The organism is Cellulophaga sp. 20_2_10 (assembly GCF_023476645.1).
Lineage (GTDB): Bacteria > Bacteroidota > Bacteroidia > Flavobacteriales > Flavobacteriaceae > Cellulophaga.
Genome location: NZ_JAMCOJ010000005.1, coordinates 109,129 through 125,240 on the forward strand (window position 1 = coordinate 109,129; position 16,112 = coordinate 125,240).

A 16,112-nucleotide genomic window follows, 5' to 3' on the forward strand; every position below is an offset into this window, starting at 1 on the left:
AATCAGAACCTTAACAGAACATAAATAACCTAAATCACATTTAATTGTAAAATATTTTTACACAAAGTGTCAATTATTTAGACGCTAAAAAAAAGAACTACTCTGTTCGCAAGCTTTTAACAGGGTTGGTTATTGCTGCTTTTATGGCCTGAAAACTTACCGTTAACAATGCAATTGTTATTGCTCCTATACCCGCAAGCGCAAACATCCACCATTGCATATTTATACGATAAGCATAGTCTTGCAACCAACTAGACATTGCCCACCAAGCTAATGGTATTGCTATAGCTATAGATACTATTACAAGTTTTAAAAAGTCTTTAGATAATAAGTTTACAATGTTTACCACGCTTGCGCCTAAAACTTTACGCACGCCTATTTCTTTACTTCTTTGTTCTGATGTGTATGCGGCTAAACCAAACAAACCTAAGCAAGAGATAAGTATTGCTAGTAAGGCAAATATTTGCGATAGTCTACCCACTAACATTTCACTTTTAAATTTTTGATTAAAAGCATCATCAACAAACTCATACTCAAACGGAAAAGCTGGGTTATGTTTTTGCATTATACCAGCCATACCTGCAAGTGTATTTTTTATGTCTGTATTATTAGCAATACGTGCATACATATACCTTGCTTCACTAGGTGCATTTAAAAATATAACCGGATCACTTTTACCATACATATCGCCATATAAAAAGTCTTTAACCACCCCAACAACCTTGTATTTATCGTCTCCAAAATAAATGCTTTTACCAACTGCAGAAACAGGATCTATGAGCTTAGCAAACGACTCTGTTATTATAAAATTTACACTGTCTAATTCTGGTTTCTGTTTAAAATTTCTACCATCTATAACATCCATACCTGCCGTAGCAAGAAAATCTGAATTTATGTACCTAAAAGAAATAAGCATTTCACTATTTGCTTCTGCCATACCAGACCAAGTTGCTCCAGAACCATTATTACCAATAGATAGTGTGTTATAGCTATTTAAACCAACATTATCTACCATACCCGTGGCTAACATATCTTGTTTAATTGCAGTGTAGTTTTTAACAACATCTCCTCTAACATTCATTGTTACAAGATTGGTTTTATTATACCCTAACTGTCTGTTTTTTACGTGTTGTACCTGCTTATACACCACTATAGTACTTATAATTAGTATTATTGATGCTGCAAACTGTGTTACAACCAATCCTTTTCTTATAAATATTGATCCTTTTTGATTGCTACTAATTCCTTTTAAAACAGTTACAGGTAAAAATGAAGACAAGTAAAATGCCGGGTAACAACCTGCAAAAACACCACAAAAAAGTGTAATTCCCACTAATACGAGCCAATGCATTGGGTTGGCTACTCCCATAATTAATTGTTTTTCTATGACAATGTTAAATTGTGGCAACAATAAAAACACAAGCAAAATACTAACCAAAGTAGCTATAGTAGCAATAACCAAAGACTCTGTTATAAACTGAAAAATTAAACGTTTACGACCTGCTCCTAACACTTTACGCACACCAACCTCATTGGCTCTTTTAGCGCTACGTGCGGTAGAGAGATTCATAAAATTTATACAGGCAATTACTAAAATAATCCAAGCAATTACAGAGAATAAATTAACGTATGTTATTCTACCACCAACTTGTACTCCTCCCTCAAAATTATCGCGCAAACGCCAATCTAGCATACTATGCATAAAAGCATACGTATCACTATCTTCTGTTTTGGTTTGCAAAAACTTTTTTACGGTAGTATTTACGACTGCTGCATTTGCTTTTTTATCTAATTGTATATAGGTATCTACTGAGTTATTTCCCCAAGTTTGTAAATTATCGTTATCTTTTGCATAAGGCTCAAAAGGTGCCAGCCAATTAAATTTTAAAGTAACATTTTCTGGGAAATCTGCTACTACTGCTGTTACGGTATACGTTTTTGTATTGTCTATTTTTAAAACTCTACCTACAGCGTTATTACCAGCTCCAAATAGCTGAGATGCTGTTTGGTTGGTTAGCACAATAGCATCTGTACTACTAAAGGCTGTGTCTGCATTACCTTGTATAAAATTTAAGCTAAAAATGTCTATAAAATCTGGATCTGCGTAATACCCTTTTTTATAAAAAGAGGCATCATCTAATGTAAAAAGATGTTCTTCATCTCTAACTCTTGTTGCATTTACTATGCCTGGTACTTCTTTTTTTAAAGCTTCTGCCAAAGGCCCTGGAGTAGAAGTAAACGTACGCCACTCACCATTATACTGTTGGTTTGTTGGCAAATAGTACACCTGTTCTTTATTTGGGAAAATTGCATCGTAGTTTACCTCATCTTCTACCCATAAAAAAATAAGACTAGCACAGGTTATACCCATTGCCAACCCAAATATGTTGAGAAAACTATAGCCTTTATTTTTTAATAGACTCCTAAATGCAATTTTAAAATAATTTTTGAACATGGTGATTGGCTATTTTAATTGATTGATAGATTGATTGATGGTTTTGATTGATGATGAACTCTTACTATTTTACTACTGCTTCAAAAGGTTTGTTATGACTTTCTGTTACTATTTGGCCATCAAAAAGATTTACGACTCTGTGTGCATAATGCGAGTCTCTATCTGAGTGCGTTACCATTACTATAGTTGTACCTTCTTGGTTTAGCTCGGTTAACAGGTTCATTACTTCTATACCGTTTTTAGAGTCTAAGTTACCTGTTGGCTCATCTGCTAGTATTAATTTTGGATTTGTAACTACTGCTCTGGCAATGGCTACACGTTGTTGCTGACCACCAGATAATTGCTGTGGAAAATGCTTTTGTCTGTGTGCAATTTTCATACGTTCTAAAACAGCCATTACTTTTTGTTTGCGCTCTGCTTTGTTCATTTTTAAATAGATTAATGGCAGCTCTACGTTTTCAAAAACGGTAAGCTCGTCTATTAAATTAAAGCTCTGAAAAACAAACCCTAAATTACCTTTACGCAAACCTGTACGCTGGTTTTCTTTTAAACCTCCTACTTCATGACCTGCAAATTGATAACTGCCTTCTGATGGATTGTCTAACATTCCTATAATATTTAGTAAGGTAGATTTACCACAACCTGATGGCCCCATTATGGCTACAAACTCGCCTTCGCCAACATTTAGGTTTACACTGTTTAGCGCCAAAGTTTCTACTTCTTCGGTTCTAAAGCTTTTTTTAAGGTCTTTTATTTGTATCATTTTGTTGATTGATTTTTTTAATGTGATTATATCTTGTGTTAGGGATTGTAGTGTAAATCCTTTTTTATTTTTCTTAAAAAAGATTGAAACGTAAAGCCCGCCCGTAGGGAACACCCTATTTTAAAACTATTTTTTCTGCTTCTCCAAAACTATCGTAATTAGAGGTAATTACATTTTCGCCGGCTTGCAAACCTTCTAAAACCTCGTAATGTTTAGAGTTTTGCTTGCCTATTCTTATGTTTCGTTTTAGTGCTTCGCCACCATCTGGGTTTACTACAAAAATCCACTGGCCTCCTGTGCTTTGAAAAAAGCTGCCTTTAGATATTAAAAGTGCATCTGAAGAGGCTCCTAATTGTAGTTTTACATTAAAACTTTGACCTGCTCTTATGTTTTCTGGTTTTTCTGCAGTAAATACTAGATCTACTTTAAATTTACCACCACGAACTTCTGGATATACTTTGCGTAAACGCAGATTATACGTTTTTCCATTACGCTCAAAAGAGGCATTTAAATCTCTTTTTACACGGTCTATATAGTGTTCATCTATCTCGGCTTCTATTTTATAATCTGTTAGCACATTTATTTGTCCTATACGCTGACCTTGGTTTATGCTTTGGCCAATTTCGGCATCTAAAAACCCTAATTGACCATCTGCAGGCGCACGCACATTTAAGTGGTCTAGACGCTCGTAAACCATAGATAATGTCTTTTGCATTCTGTTTAAATCTGTATCTAAACCGGCTAATGATGTGTTACGCATTTTATCATCTTGTTCTGTCTGTATTTTTACAATATCATGCTGTTTTAAAGATAGCTCGTAGTTTTCTTTTGCTGTTAAAAAGGCTTCTTTAGAGATTAACCCGTCATTGTAAAGCTCTTGGTTTTGTTGGTAATTACGCTTTAAACGGGTTAACTCATAAGATGTGGTTGCTAAAGATTTACGGCCTTCTACTTGTCTAGAGTCAAAGGTTAGTTTGGTAGACCTTAAATCGTTTTGTTTTAGCGCTAGGTTACTCTCGCTTGCTAAAATTTGTTCGTATAAATTGCTGTTTTCTAGCTTTAGAATAATGTCGCCCTTTTTTACCATTGCGCCTTCTTCTATCAATTTCTCGGTTACTCTACCGCCTTCATAAGCATCCATATAAATAGTTGCTATTGGCGCTGCGCTACCGTTAATTGTAATGTAATCGTCGAACTTACCTTGAGTAACTTCTGCTATAGATAATTTATCTTTCTCTGTCCTAAAAGTAGCTACAGAATTGCTCCAAATTATTTTGTAGGCTGCAAAAGCAACTACTAGTCCAATTGCAATATATGCATAGTGCTTTGGGCGTAATCCTTTTTTCTTTTCTAATTGAATATCCATCTATATTGTAATTGTTAGTTTATGGTAAATACTGGTAATCCGCGATAAAACGCCAACGTACTATGGTTCACTTTTAATCTTATTTGTACTTGTAAATTCTCATTTTTAGCTGTGGTGTATAATACTTTTGCTTGGTACAGTTCTACAGCAGAAATCATTTCTTTCTCGTACTTTTTTTGTGAGATAGAAAAACTAAGCTCTTGTGCTTTTAGCTTTTTTATACTCTGTAAATTCTCTATTTCTAATGCATTTTTTTCTTGTACCAATTGTTGTATTAATTTGTACAACTCTTGTTCTTGAATTTTTAAATTATTCTCTGCCTGTTGCAGTGCTATTTTCTGTTGCTTAATTTCTGACCTTCCAGACCACTTATTGCTAATTGGTATGTTCATAGAAAGACCAATAGACCTAGAGGCATTGTCTCTTATTTGATTTTTAAACGATATTATTTCTCTACTAATATCGTCTATATTAGTCTCGTAATACCCTGTGCCATACCCTGCATTTATCGTTATAGATGGGTATAAACCGCCTCTTGCAATTGCAACATCTTTTTCAGCCGCCTTTACACGCAACTGACTAGATTTTATACTTGGTAAAAATCCTTTCGCTTTTGCGTAAACAGCATCTGACACTGTTGTATCTACTTCTTCATTTTCCTTAAAAGTTAATAGTTCTTCTTTTAGGTTTATAGTAGATACACCCTCTAAATTCATTTCCTGAATTAAATTTAGTTCTGCTGCTGCCAATTGGTTTTCTGCCTGCGTTACAGATAGTTTATCGGTTAATAAAACAGATTCTGCTTCGTACATATCTGCCTGCGCTATTAAACCTAGCTCTAATTGTTTTTTTATAAATGCATAGTTGGTGTCTGATATACTTACTTGTTCTTTTGCTATAGCCACAGCTCCTTGAAAAAAACGAATGTCATAAAAGGCAGACATTACCCTAAATGCTAGTAAGTATTTTTGTTGTTCTGCATCTTCTTGTACTGCCTTGTAAATATATTTAGATGCCTTAATTGTGTTTATTCTTTGAAAACCTCTAAAAATATCTATAGAAGAATTTAAGCTGTAGTTATTAGAAAAGAAATCGGTGTCTATAACATTATTATTGTTTGGGTCTGTAGATCTACCATATCTAATAACATAATCTGCATACCCATTTACACTTGGCAACAAATTACGTATTGCTTGTTTGTGCGTTTCTTTACTAGAGGCAACAGTATAAGCTTGGTTGGTTAATTCTAAGTTATGAGAAACTGCATAGTTAATACACTCGTCTAAAGACCAACTTTGTTGTGCTTTAATAGGCAAGCTAACTAGTAGCAGCAAAAAAAGAATACGTGTTATTTTTAAGTTCATAATTTTATTGTGTGCCAAAACTAATACTATTGTTGTGCCAAAAACGTATCCAACTAGAAAACAGCGCTTTAACCTCATTAAACTGAATGTACGAATATGCAAGTGTAAAATATATATACAAATAATGTCAATATTTTTTACACTTATAAAATACTAAGCCATATCATTTGTAATTTTAAACTATAAATCTGTTACCAACCAAAACAATTTTGTTATGCAAAAAGGTAAAGTATTAATTGTAGACGACAATAAAAGTGTATTAAGTGCATTAGAGATTTTATTGCAGTTTGAGTATGAAAAGGTAGATACTTTAGGCAACCCTAACCTCTTATCTTCTTTTAAAAATTTAGAAGATTATGATATTGTTCTTTTAGATATGAACTTTTCTGCTGGTGTTAATACTGGTAATGAAGGTTTGTATTGGAATAGAGAAATTAAAAAACGTGCGCCACATATTTCTGTTATTATGATGACGGCTTATGGCGCAATAGACCTTGCTGTACAAGCACTAAAGGAAGGTGCAACAGATTTTATTTTAAAACCTTGGAATAATGACAAGCTACTTGCTACATTAAAATCTGCTTACCAGTTACGCAAATCGCAAAAAGAAGTTTCGATTTTAAAAGAGAAAGAGAACTCTTTAAAGCAGGTTATTAATCAGAATAAAAATTACATTATTGGTAATTCTAAAGCACTAACTTCTGTTTTAAACTTAGTGCAAAAAGTAGCTAAAACAGACGTAAATGTATTAGTAACCGGAGAGAATGGAACAGGAAAAGAATTAATAGCAAGAGAACTACATAATTTATCTAACCGTAAAAATGAAGTTTTTATTGGGGTTGATATGGGTTCTATCTCTGAAACTTTGTTTGAAAGTGAACTTTTTGGACATACCAAAGGAGCTTTTACAGACGCCAAAGAAGATAGGGCTGGTAAGTTTGAAGCTGCAAATGGCGGAACCTTATTTTTAGATGAAATAGGCAACCTAAGCCTACAAACTCAGGCTAAACTATTATCTGCTATACAAAACAGAGTTGTGGTGCGTGTAGGCTCTAACAAACCTATACCAGTAGACATACGTTTAATTTGTGCCACCAATTGCAATCTAGAAAAAATGGTTGCAGATGGTCTTTTTAGAGAAGATTTAGTATACCGTATAAACACCATACACGTAGAAGTACCCGCGCTTAGAGAAAGAGATGGCGACATTTTAATTTTAGCCGATTTTTACCTCACTAAATTTATGACCAAATACGGCAAACTTGGTTTGCGTATTAATAACCTTGCACAAGAAAAACTACTAACATATAGTTGGCCTGGGAATGTTAGAGAACTACAACACACTATGGAAAGAGCTGTTATTTTATGCGATGGAAATGTGCTTAAACCAACAGACTTTATTTTAAACGAGAAAGGTACACCTACTTTAGACATCAAAAATGTAACCCTGTCTGAAATGGAACTGCTCCTAATTAACGATGCCTTAAAAAAGCACGATGGCAATTACAGTGCTGCAGCAAACCAACTAGGAATTTCTAGACAAACACTATATAATAAAATTAAAAAGACAGGAAATGGCGAGTAAAAGTTTCTATTTTCAGTTAGTACTTAGGGTTGTTTTTATTACACTATCTGCATTTGGCCTAGCCTATTTTGGATTACAAAAAGAATACATTGTTGCTACTGTATTTTTAATTATTCTGGTTTTATTAACCGCATATTTAATAAAATATGTAAACCACACCAACCGTAAAATTGCTTATTTTTTTGAGTCTATTAAAAATGAGGATTTTACACTACGTTTCCCTGAGTATGAAAATGTAAAGTCTTTAAAAGAACTAAATCGTAGCCTTAATATGCTTAATGCTATGATTCATAAAATACACGTAAAAAACCAGGTTCAAGAAAAATACTATCAGGAAATATTAAAACACGCAGACATTGGTATTTTAACTATAAATGATAAAGGTCACATACTATTTGCAAACCCTAGAGTAGAGCATTTACTAAATTACAAACCACTTAACCATATTAAGCAGTTGCAACAGGTAGATGTTAATTTGTATAATTTATTTGCGAAACTAGAGCCTTTTCAGCGTAAATTAATAGAGCTAACTAACGAAAGAGAAAAAATACAATTAACGCTAAAATCTACCACAGTAACTTTAGACAAGCAAAATTTATTATTGGTAGTAGTACAAGATATACAGAGAGAGCTAGAAGAAAAGGAGGCCGATTCTTGGGAGAAACTAATTCGTGTTTTAACGCACGAAATTATGAATACCATAGCGCCAATTACCTCTATATCTGAGTCTATTTTAAACTACTTTAAAAAAGAAGACGGCTTAATTCCGCTTGAAGATTTAACCGAAAAACACATACAAAACACCTCTAAAGGTTTAGCCGTAGTAAAAGAACAAGGAAATAATTTAATGGACTTTGTACAAAGCTACCGCAGCTTTTTAAGTATTCCGGCACCAGACAAAAGCTTAGTTAAAGCAGAACATTTAATACACAAAGTGTTTGTTTTAATAGACCAAGAAAATCAAAATAACAACATTAGTTTTTCTTCTAATCTAACCACTAATGAATTAGAGCTGTTTATTGATGAAAAACAAATAACGCAGGTACTTTTGAACCTCTGCAAAAATGCAGTACAATCTATTGGCGAACAAGAAAACGGGAGTATTATAGTTACTGCTGGTATTACAGATAAAAACGAAAAATTTATTACTGTTACAGATAATGGTCCTGGAATACCACCAGAGCTAATAGATGAAATTTTTATTCCGTTTTTTACAACCAAAAATACAGGAACAGGAATTGGCCTTAGCTTGTCTAAACAGATCTTAAGATTACACGGCGGAAGCTTAAAATTAAGAAGTATACCAAACCAAGAAACTGTTTTTACTTTGTTGTTTTAAACTTAATTATTCTAAACTTGGTCTTTTACGGTTTGCTTTTTTTAAGGCCGATTTCTTTTTAGTGTTCAATCGTTTTTCTATTGCAGATCTAGATGGTTTGGTTTTTTTGCGTTTTTTAGGCACAATTAAGGCCGACTTTATAAGCTCTAAAAAGCGTTTTATAGCCAAGTCTTTGTTTTTATGCTGACTCCTAGAATCATCACACTGCAACAACAGTACATTCTCTTTTGTAAGTCTGTTGCTCAGTTTTAATAATAGTCGCTCTTTCTCCTTATCTGTAATTGCAGTAGAGTTTTGCAAATCGTACGTAAGTTCTATTTTAGTAGACACTTTATTTACGTGCTGACCACCAGCACCGCTACTACGCACTGCTTTAAATTGTAATTCTTGTACTATCTGTGCTATATTCAAAACCTTACCCTATTCTTTTATTTAGTATTTCTAAAGAAACATTTAAGAACACTTTTTTGCCTACCTCTATACTTTTAGGATGCGTAAAAAACAAGCTTTGTTCCTCTGTTACACCTTCCATTAAATAATAAGCTCCCATTGCGTAGCTATTAATTACACGTACTTCTATGCCAGAAGTTTCAGATACCTTAAACTCGTGTGCATACACAACAATTTCTTTTTTAGTTTCTGTATATTCTTTTATAGTAGAAACAGGTACCAAGTTGGCCTCTGCAAATAAACTTGCTATGTACAATGATTTTGGGTTGTTGTATAGTATTTCTGTTTTTTCGTTTGCTATTATTTCTTCATCTTTTATTACTAAAATACGATCTGCAAATGGCAGCACTTCTTTTTCATCATGTGTAGCAACAATACATGTGATTTTTTTCATTTTTAAGTAACCAAAAAGTCGCCTACGCAAGCTGTTTTTTCTAAAATTATCTATGTGGCTAAAGGGTTCGTCTAACAATAACAACTCTGGTTCTTGGGCCAATACCCTTGCTAGCGCCACTCTTTGTTGCTGACCACCACTTAATAATTTCACCTTTGTTTTGGCAAAACTCGTCATCTCTACCATTTCTAAAAGCTCTTCTGTTCTTTCTTTTAGTTCTTCTGGGTAAAAAACAGATAAGTACTGACTCACATTTTCTTCAACAGTAAGAAAAGGCATTAAGTCAAAATCCTGTGAGAGGTATTTCATATACTTTTCTCCTGGAATTAAGTTGTAATCTGGTCCTAAAACCTGATTATCTTTCCAAGAAATTGCTCCTTCATTTAATTGAAGAAGACCATATATAATTTTTAAAAGTGTACTTTTTCCGCTGCCACTTTCTCCTAAAATGGCAAGGTATTCGCCTTCATGAACTGTAAAGTCTATGTTTTTTAAAACTGGCGTTGTGTTGTATGAAAATGTAATGTTATTTACGTGTAGCATAAAATTGAAAAAATCCGTCTCTCTTAAGAAACGGATTTTTTTATAATTAATAGTTCTTATTCTTTAAAATCTTTTAAAACAGCTTGGTTGGGTAATTCTTTATACCCCATATTAAATAGTGTAAACGCTTGCACATCTACCTGCTCATTAATTATAGCTTCGGTAGATTTACCTGCTCCGTGACCTGCGTTTATATCTATTCTTATTAATGCAGGGTTAGTACCTGTTTGTTTTTCTTGTAACTCTGCCGCAAATTTAAAACTATGCGCAGGCACAACACGGTCGTCATGATCTCCTGTAGTTATTAAAGTTGCAGGATATTCTACTCCTTTTTTAACGTTATGTACTGGTGAATATCCTAGTAAATAGGTAAACATTTCTTTATCGTCTTCTGCCGTACCATAATCATAAGCCCAACCAGCACCTGCTGTAAATGTGTGGTAACGTAACATATCTAAAACACCTACTGCAGGCAATGCTACCTTGGCTAAATCTGGACGCTGCGTCATTGTTGCTCCAACTAGTAAACCTCCGTTAGAACCACCTCTAAGTGCTAAATACTCTGGTGTTGTATACTTGTTTTCTATTAAGTATTCTGCAGCTGCTATAAAATCATCAAAAACGTTTTGCTTTTGTTGTTTTGTACCTGCATCATGCCATTTTTTACCATACTCACCACCACCTCTTAAATTAGGTACTGCGTATACTCCGCCTTGCTCCATCCAAACAGCATTACTAATACTAAAACTAGGAGTTAAGCTTACATTAAAACCACCATAACCATAGAGTATAGTTGGGTTTTTACCGTTTAATTCCAATCCTTTTTTATAAGTAATTATCATTGGTATTTTAGTACCATCTTTAGAAGCGTAAAATACTTGTTTAGACTCGTAATCCTCTGAGTTAAAATCTATGTTTGGACTCCAATATTGTTTGTATTCTCCTGTTTCTACTTTATAGCTATAAGATGATCCTGGCGTGCTGTAATTTGTAAATGAAAAGTAAAATTCTTTATCCTCTTTTTTACCTCCAAAACCAGCTGCCGTACCAACGCCAGGTAATTTTATAGTCCGTACCAAATCGCCATTGTAATTATATTGCAATACTTTAGAAATGGCATCTACCATATAATTGGCAAAAAAATAACCGCCACCAGTACCTGCTGTAAGCACATTATCTGTTTCCGGAATAAAGTCTACCCAATTTTCTGGCGTAGGATTACTAAAATCTGTAACCACTACTTTTTGGTTTGGCGCATTTAAATTGGTTACCAAATACAATTTAGAACCTACATTCTCTAACACATACGTATCTGAATCTGTATGGTTTACAACCGTTTTAACCTCATTAGTTTCTAAGTTTTTTAAAAACAATTTATTGCCAGATGTAGATACTGCTGCTGTAATTTGCAAATATTTACCATCTTCTGTTACTGTACCACCAACATACCTGTGTTTTTCTTCTGCTGTGCCACCAAAAACCAGCTCGTCTGTGCTTTGTGGTGTTTTTAATTTGTGATAGTATAGTTTATGCTGATCTGTTTTTGCAGACAACTCGCTACCCTTTGGCTTGTCATAACTAGAGTAAAAAAAACCCTCGTTACCTTTCCAGGATAAGCCGCTAAATTTTACGTCTATCAAAGTATCTTCTACAACACTTTTTGTTTTTGCATCTAGAATTATAATTTTTCGCCAGTCGCTACCACCTTCAGATATTAAGTACGCTGCTAAAGAACCATCTTTAGAAAAACTTAAGCCTGCTAATGATGTTGTACCGTCTTCTGAAAACTTGTTAGGATCTAGAAAAACTTCTTCTACATCATCTTTTTTTCTGTAGATGACAGATTGATTTTGCAATCCGTTATTTTTTGAAAAATAGGTATAATCTCCCTCTTTAAAAGGTGCACCTAATTTTTCATAATTCCATAATTTTTCTAGCCTTTTCTTTATTTGGTCACGAAAAGGAATTTGATCTAAATACCCAAACGTTGTTTTGTTTTGTTCTTTTACCCAAGATTCGGTTTCTGTACTACGGTCATCTTCTAACCAGCGGTATGGATCTGCTACATCTGTACCAAAGTAATTGGTTACGGTATCTACCTTATTGGTTGTTGGATATGAGGTCATAATTGCTTCTTTTTTTGAAGGTGATTTACAGGCTACAAAGGTAATAGCAGTAAAAATAAATATGCTTAATTGTTTCATAAGAATTTGTTTATTTTTAGGTTGATAAAACATAACCGTTTTGTATTAAACGTTTTACGCTTTTAAAAATAATACAAAAAAACCTTTAAGAAGAATTCTTCTTAAAGGTTTCTATTTTTTGTGTTAGGGATTGTAATGAAAATCCTTTTTTATTTTTATTAAAAAAGATTGTAGTGCAAAGCCCGCCCGTTAGGAACACCCAAAACTAAAACTGCGTATTACAGTAGTTTATTGTTGTTTAGGTATTCTGCAATTTGTACTGCATTTGTTGCCGCTCCTTTACGCAGGTTGTCTGCAACGATCCACATATTTAATGTGTTTGCTTGCGACTCGTCTCTACGTATACGACCTACAAAAACATCGTCTTTATTGTGTGCGTAAATTGGCATAGGATAGGTGTTTGTATCTGGATTATCTTGTACTACCACACCTGCTGTCTGACTTAATACTTGTCTTACCTCACTAACATCTGCATCGTTATAAAACTCCACATTTACAGACTCTGAGTGCCCACCTGCTGTTGGTATACGCACTGCTGTTGCTGTTAATGAAAAAGTACGATCGTTAAATATTTTTTGTGGTTCGCGAGATAATTTCATCTCTTCTTTTGTGTAACCATTATCCATAAAAACGTCACAATGTGGTAACGCATTTCTGCTAATTGGATAAGGGTAAGCCATTTCTCCTTTTACTCCTGCAATCTCGTTCTCTAACTGCTGTACTGCTTTTACGCCAGTACCAGAAACAGATTGGTAGGTAGAAACAACTACGCGTTTCATTTTATATTTTTTATGCAAAGGTGCTAAAACCATTACCAATTGTATGGTAGAGCAGTTTGGGTTTGCAATAATTTTGTCTTCTTTGGTTAGTTCATGCGCATTAATCTCTGGAACTATTAATTTTTTGGTAGGATCCATACGCCAAGCAGAAGAATTATCTACTACGGTTGTACCAACCTCTGCAAATTTTGGAGCCCATTCTAAAGAAGTGTCTCCGCCAGCAGAAAAAATAGCTAAATCTGGTTTAGCTGCTACTGCATCTGCTAAGCCAATAACGGTGTGTTCTTTGCCGTTATAGGTCATTTTTTTACCCACAGAACGTTCTGAGGCTACTAATAATAACTCTGTCAATGGAAAATTACGTTCGCGTAACACGTTAAGCATTACTTCTCCTACCATTCCTGTGGCACCAACTAAGGCTACTTTCATTTTTTTGATATTTAGAATAACAAATGTAGTTTAATGTGTTTTAACTGCCAAGCAAGTTTTAATAGAATAAAATAAATATAACAAATTGTTTTATTTATAACATTTTAAAAAGAAGTATAAAAAAACCGCCAAGCTTAATGGTGAGCTTGGCGGCTTTATATAGTTATTAGGGAATTACTTTTTTAGTAAATCTCTAATTTGCGCTAATAACTCTTCTTGTGTTGGTCCTGCTGGTGCAGCTGGAGCCGGAGGAGTTTTTGTTTTGTTGTAAGCTCTTACGATTAAGAACATTACAAAACCTACTATTAATAAGTTAATAATTGTATTAATCCAAGCACCGTAAGCAATTACAGCACCACCTGCTTCTTTAGCTGCTGCTAAAGTTGCATATTCTTTACCGTCCATTGCTACGTGAAGGTCTTCAAAGTTCATACCTCCTGCAAAGTAACCTACAAATGGCATTGCAATGTTGTTTACAAAACCAGTAATAACTCCGCCTAAAGCCGTAGCCATAATAACCGCAACTGCAAAATCAATTACATTACCGGTCATAATAAAATTCTTAAATTCTTTTAACATGTTTAGTGTATTTATTTAGTTAATACCTGCAAGATACTAAAAAATAAAGTTTCTTAAAATTTTCTTAAAAAATAAAAATTCTGTTAACACGTTGAGATATTCCTGTAACCAATTCATAAGAGATTGTACCTGCTGCTGTAGCTAGTGCGTCTGCAGTGTGCTCTTCATTAAAAACTATAACCTCATCACCTTCTTTACAGTCTATATTGGTTGCGTCTACCATAATCATATCCATACAGGTATTGCCAACTATTGGTGCTTTTTTACCATTAATAAATACAAAGCCTTTTTGGTTACCATAAATTCTGTAAATACCATCTGCGTGACCTAAAGGCAAGGTGGCTGTTACCATTTTATGGGTGGCTTTGTATGCCATATTATAACCCACACTTTCGTTTGGCTCTAAGGTGTGCAATTGAGAAATTACCGTTTTTAGACTTGCTATTGGTTTTAAGTATACATCGTACTTAGGGTCGTTACCAAAACCATACAAACCAATACCGCTACGTACCATATTAAAGTGTGCGTCTGGATAATTTAATATCCCAGATGTATTACACATGTGTTTTATAGGTGAATAGCCTAACAAATTATCTAACGTTTTACTTATACTTTTAAAGTACTGTATTTGTTGTTCTGTAAACTCCTTTTCACTAATATCTTCTGATGCTGCTAAATGAGAAAAAGCAGAGGCTACTTTTATACTTGTTGTTTCTTTTATTTTTTTTACAATTTGATCTATATCGCCCTCTAAAAACCCCAACCTATTTAAACCCGTATTAAATTTTAAGTGTATTGGGTAATTTTCTTTTTCTATGGATGATACATATGCTATAAACTGATCTAAAACTCGATCTGAATAAATACTTGGTTCTAAATTGTAGACTACAATTTCTTCAAAATTTACCTCTTGCGGGTGCAACACTAAAATAGGTGTTTTAATACCTGCTTTACGTATAGCAACACCTTCGCTGGTATAGGCAACTGCTAAATAATCTGCTCCTAATTCTGTTATTTTTTTAGCAATTTGCACTTGGTCACTGCCGTAGGCAAATGCTTTAACCACAGCCAAAAACATTGTGTTTGGTGCTAATTTAGATTTTAGGTATTTGTAATTTTGCTCTAGAAAATTTAAATTAATTTCTAAAACTGTTTGTGTTGCCTTAGGCATTACTATCTTTTTTTGGGTCTTTTACTTGCTCTACGTCTACATCTATAGTTTTTACCTTTTCTTTAAGCATCGCTTTGTAATAAGCTGCTCTACTTAATGGCTCATACTCTTCCGTCTCACCAAGCATTACTAAATTATCGTTATTAGATTTTCTAAAGCTATAGTTTGCTAAGTTTCCGGTACGTGTACAAATTGCATGCACTTTAGTAACATACTCGGCTGTAGCCATTAGTGCAGGCATTGGACCAAATGGGTTTCCTTTAAAATCCATATCTAACCCAGCTACTAAAACACGAATTCCCTTGTTGGCTAAGTCATTACAAACCGTAACAATTTCGTCATCAAAAAACTGAGCTTCATCTATACCTACAACATCACAACCATCTGCTAATAATCTAATATTTGCAGCAGCTGGTACAGGCGTAGACCTAATTTCGTTGGCATCATGAGATACTACCATTTCTTCGTGGTAGCGTGTATCTACAATAGGCTTAAAAATTTCGACTTTTTGCTTGGCAAACTGCGCACGCTTAAGCCTTCTAATTAATTCTTCTGTCTTACCAGAGAACATAGATCCGCAAATAACCTCTATCCAGCCAAATTGTTCTTTGGGGTTCACCGTATTTTCAAGAAACATTTTGTATTTTTAGACGAAAATAAAGCGTTTTTCGTTCTTATTTAGTAGATCGAT

The 16,112-nt window shown here is 34.0% G+C and carries 13 protein-coding genes; 2 read left to right on the forward strand and 11 right to left on the reverse strand.

Features of this window, described 5'->3' with window-relative positions:
• Window positions 1-97: 97 nt before the first annotated feature.
• The 4 genes from M4I21_RS11235 to M4I21_RS11250 all read right to left on the reverse strand — a co-directional run bounded on the left by M4I21_RS11235 (window position 98) and on the right by M4I21_RS11250 (window position 5,948).
• Window positions 98-2,455 (reverse strand): ABC transporter permease, encoded by a 2,358-nt coding sequence (locus M4I21_RS11235; RefSeq protein WP_249559259.1) that lies wholly within the window; start codon window positions 2,453-2,455, stop codon window positions 98-100.
• A 64-nt stretch (window positions 2,456-2,519) separates the two neighbouring features.
• A complete protein-coding gene (locus M4I21_RS11240; RefSeq protein ID WP_249559260.1) occupies window positions 2,520-3,218 on the reverse strand; it encodes an ABC transporter ATP-binding protein in 699 nt (232 codons plus the stop codon).
• 115 nt (window positions 3,219-3,333) lie between these two features.
• Window positions 3,334-4,584: an efflux RND transporter periplasmic adaptor subunit gene (locus tag M4I21_RS11245; RefSeq protein WP_249559261.1), complete on the reverse strand. Its 1,251-nt coding sequence runs from the start codon at window positions 4,582-4,584 to the stop codon at window positions 3,334-3,336.
• Between the two features lie 14 nt (window positions 4,585-4,598).
• Window positions 4,599-5,948, reverse strand: a complete 1,350-nt coding sequence (locus M4I21_RS11250) for a TolC family protein (RefSeq protein WP_249559262.1) — start codon at window positions 5,946-5,948, stop codon at window positions 4,599-4,601.
• A 214-nt stretch (window positions 5,949-6,162) separates the two neighbouring features.
• Between M4I21_RS11250 and M4I21_RS11255 the strand changes: the two genes are divergently transcribed.
• Window positions 6,163-7,533: a sigma-54-dependent transcriptional regulator gene (locus M4I21_RS11255; RefSeq protein ID WP_249559263.1), complete on the forward strand. Its 1,371-nt coding sequence runs from the start codon at window positions 6,163-6,165 to the stop codon at window positions 7,531-7,533.
• Window positions 7,523-8,872, forward strand: coding sequence for a sensor histidine kinase (locus tag M4I21_RS11260; protein ID WP_249559264.1), 1,350 nt, complete (start codon window positions 7,523-7,525; stop codon window positions 8,870-8,872). The genes M4I21_RS11255 and M4I21_RS11260 overlap by 11 nt, the downstream gene beginning before the upstream one ends.
• A 6-nt stretch (window positions 8,873-8,878) precedes the next feature.
• On the opposite strand, the gene arfB is transcribed toward M4I21_RS11260, so the two are convergent.
• The 7 genes from arfB to M4I21_RS11295 all read right to left on the reverse strand — a co-directional run bounded on the left by arfB (window position 8,879) and on the right by M4I21_RS11295 (window position 16,058).
• Window positions 8,879-9,283 carry an alternative ribosome rescue aminoacyl-tRNA hydrolase ArfB gene (gene arfB, locus M4I21_RS11265; protein ID WP_249559265.1) on the reverse strand — a complete coding sequence of 135 codons (405 nt, stop codon included), beginning with the start codon at window positions 9,281-9,283 and terminating at the stop codon, window positions 8,879-8,881.
• A 4-nt stretch (window positions 9,284-9,287) separates the two neighbouring features.
• Window positions 9,288-10,259, reverse strand: coding sequence for an ABC transporter ATP-binding protein (locus M4I21_RS11270; RefSeq protein ID WP_249559266.1), 972 nt, complete (start codon window positions 10,257-10,259; stop codon window positions 9,288-9,290).
• Window positions 10,260-10,315: 56 nt separating this feature from the next.
• Window positions 10,316-12,463: a prolyl oligopeptidase family serine peptidase gene (locus tag M4I21_RS11275; RefSeq protein ID WP_249559267.1), complete on the reverse strand. Its 2,148-nt coding sequence runs from the start codon at window positions 12,461-12,463 to the stop codon at window positions 10,316-10,318.
• A 218-nt stretch (window positions 12,464-12,681) separates the two neighbouring features.
• On the reverse strand, window positions 12,682-13,671 hold the full coding sequence (locus tag M4I21_RS11280; RefSeq protein ID WP_249559268.1) for an aspartate-semialdehyde dehydrogenase: 990 nt from the start codon (window positions 13,669-13,671) through the stop codon (window positions 12,682-12,684).
• A gap of 174 nt (window positions 13,672-13,845) precedes the next feature.
• Window positions 13,846-14,250, reverse strand: a complete 405-nt coding sequence (mscL, locus tag M4I21_RS11285) for a large conductance mechanosensitive channel protein MscL (protein WP_249559269.1) — start codon at window positions 14,248-14,250, stop codon at window positions 13,846-13,848.
• A gap of 64 nt (window positions 14,251-14,314) precedes the next feature.
• A complete protein-coding gene (gene alr, locus M4I21_RS11290) occupies window positions 14,315-15,421 on the reverse strand; it encodes an alanine racemase (protein WP_249559270.1) in 1,107 nt (368 codons plus the stop codon).
• Window positions 15,414-16,058, reverse strand: a complete 645-nt coding sequence (locus M4I21_RS11295) for a thymidine kinase (protein ID WP_249559271.1) — start codon at window positions 16,056-16,058, stop codon at window positions 15,414-15,416. The genes alr and M4I21_RS11295 overlap by 8 nt, the downstream gene beginning before the upstream one ends.
• Window positions 16,059-16,112: the final 54 nt, after the last annotated feature.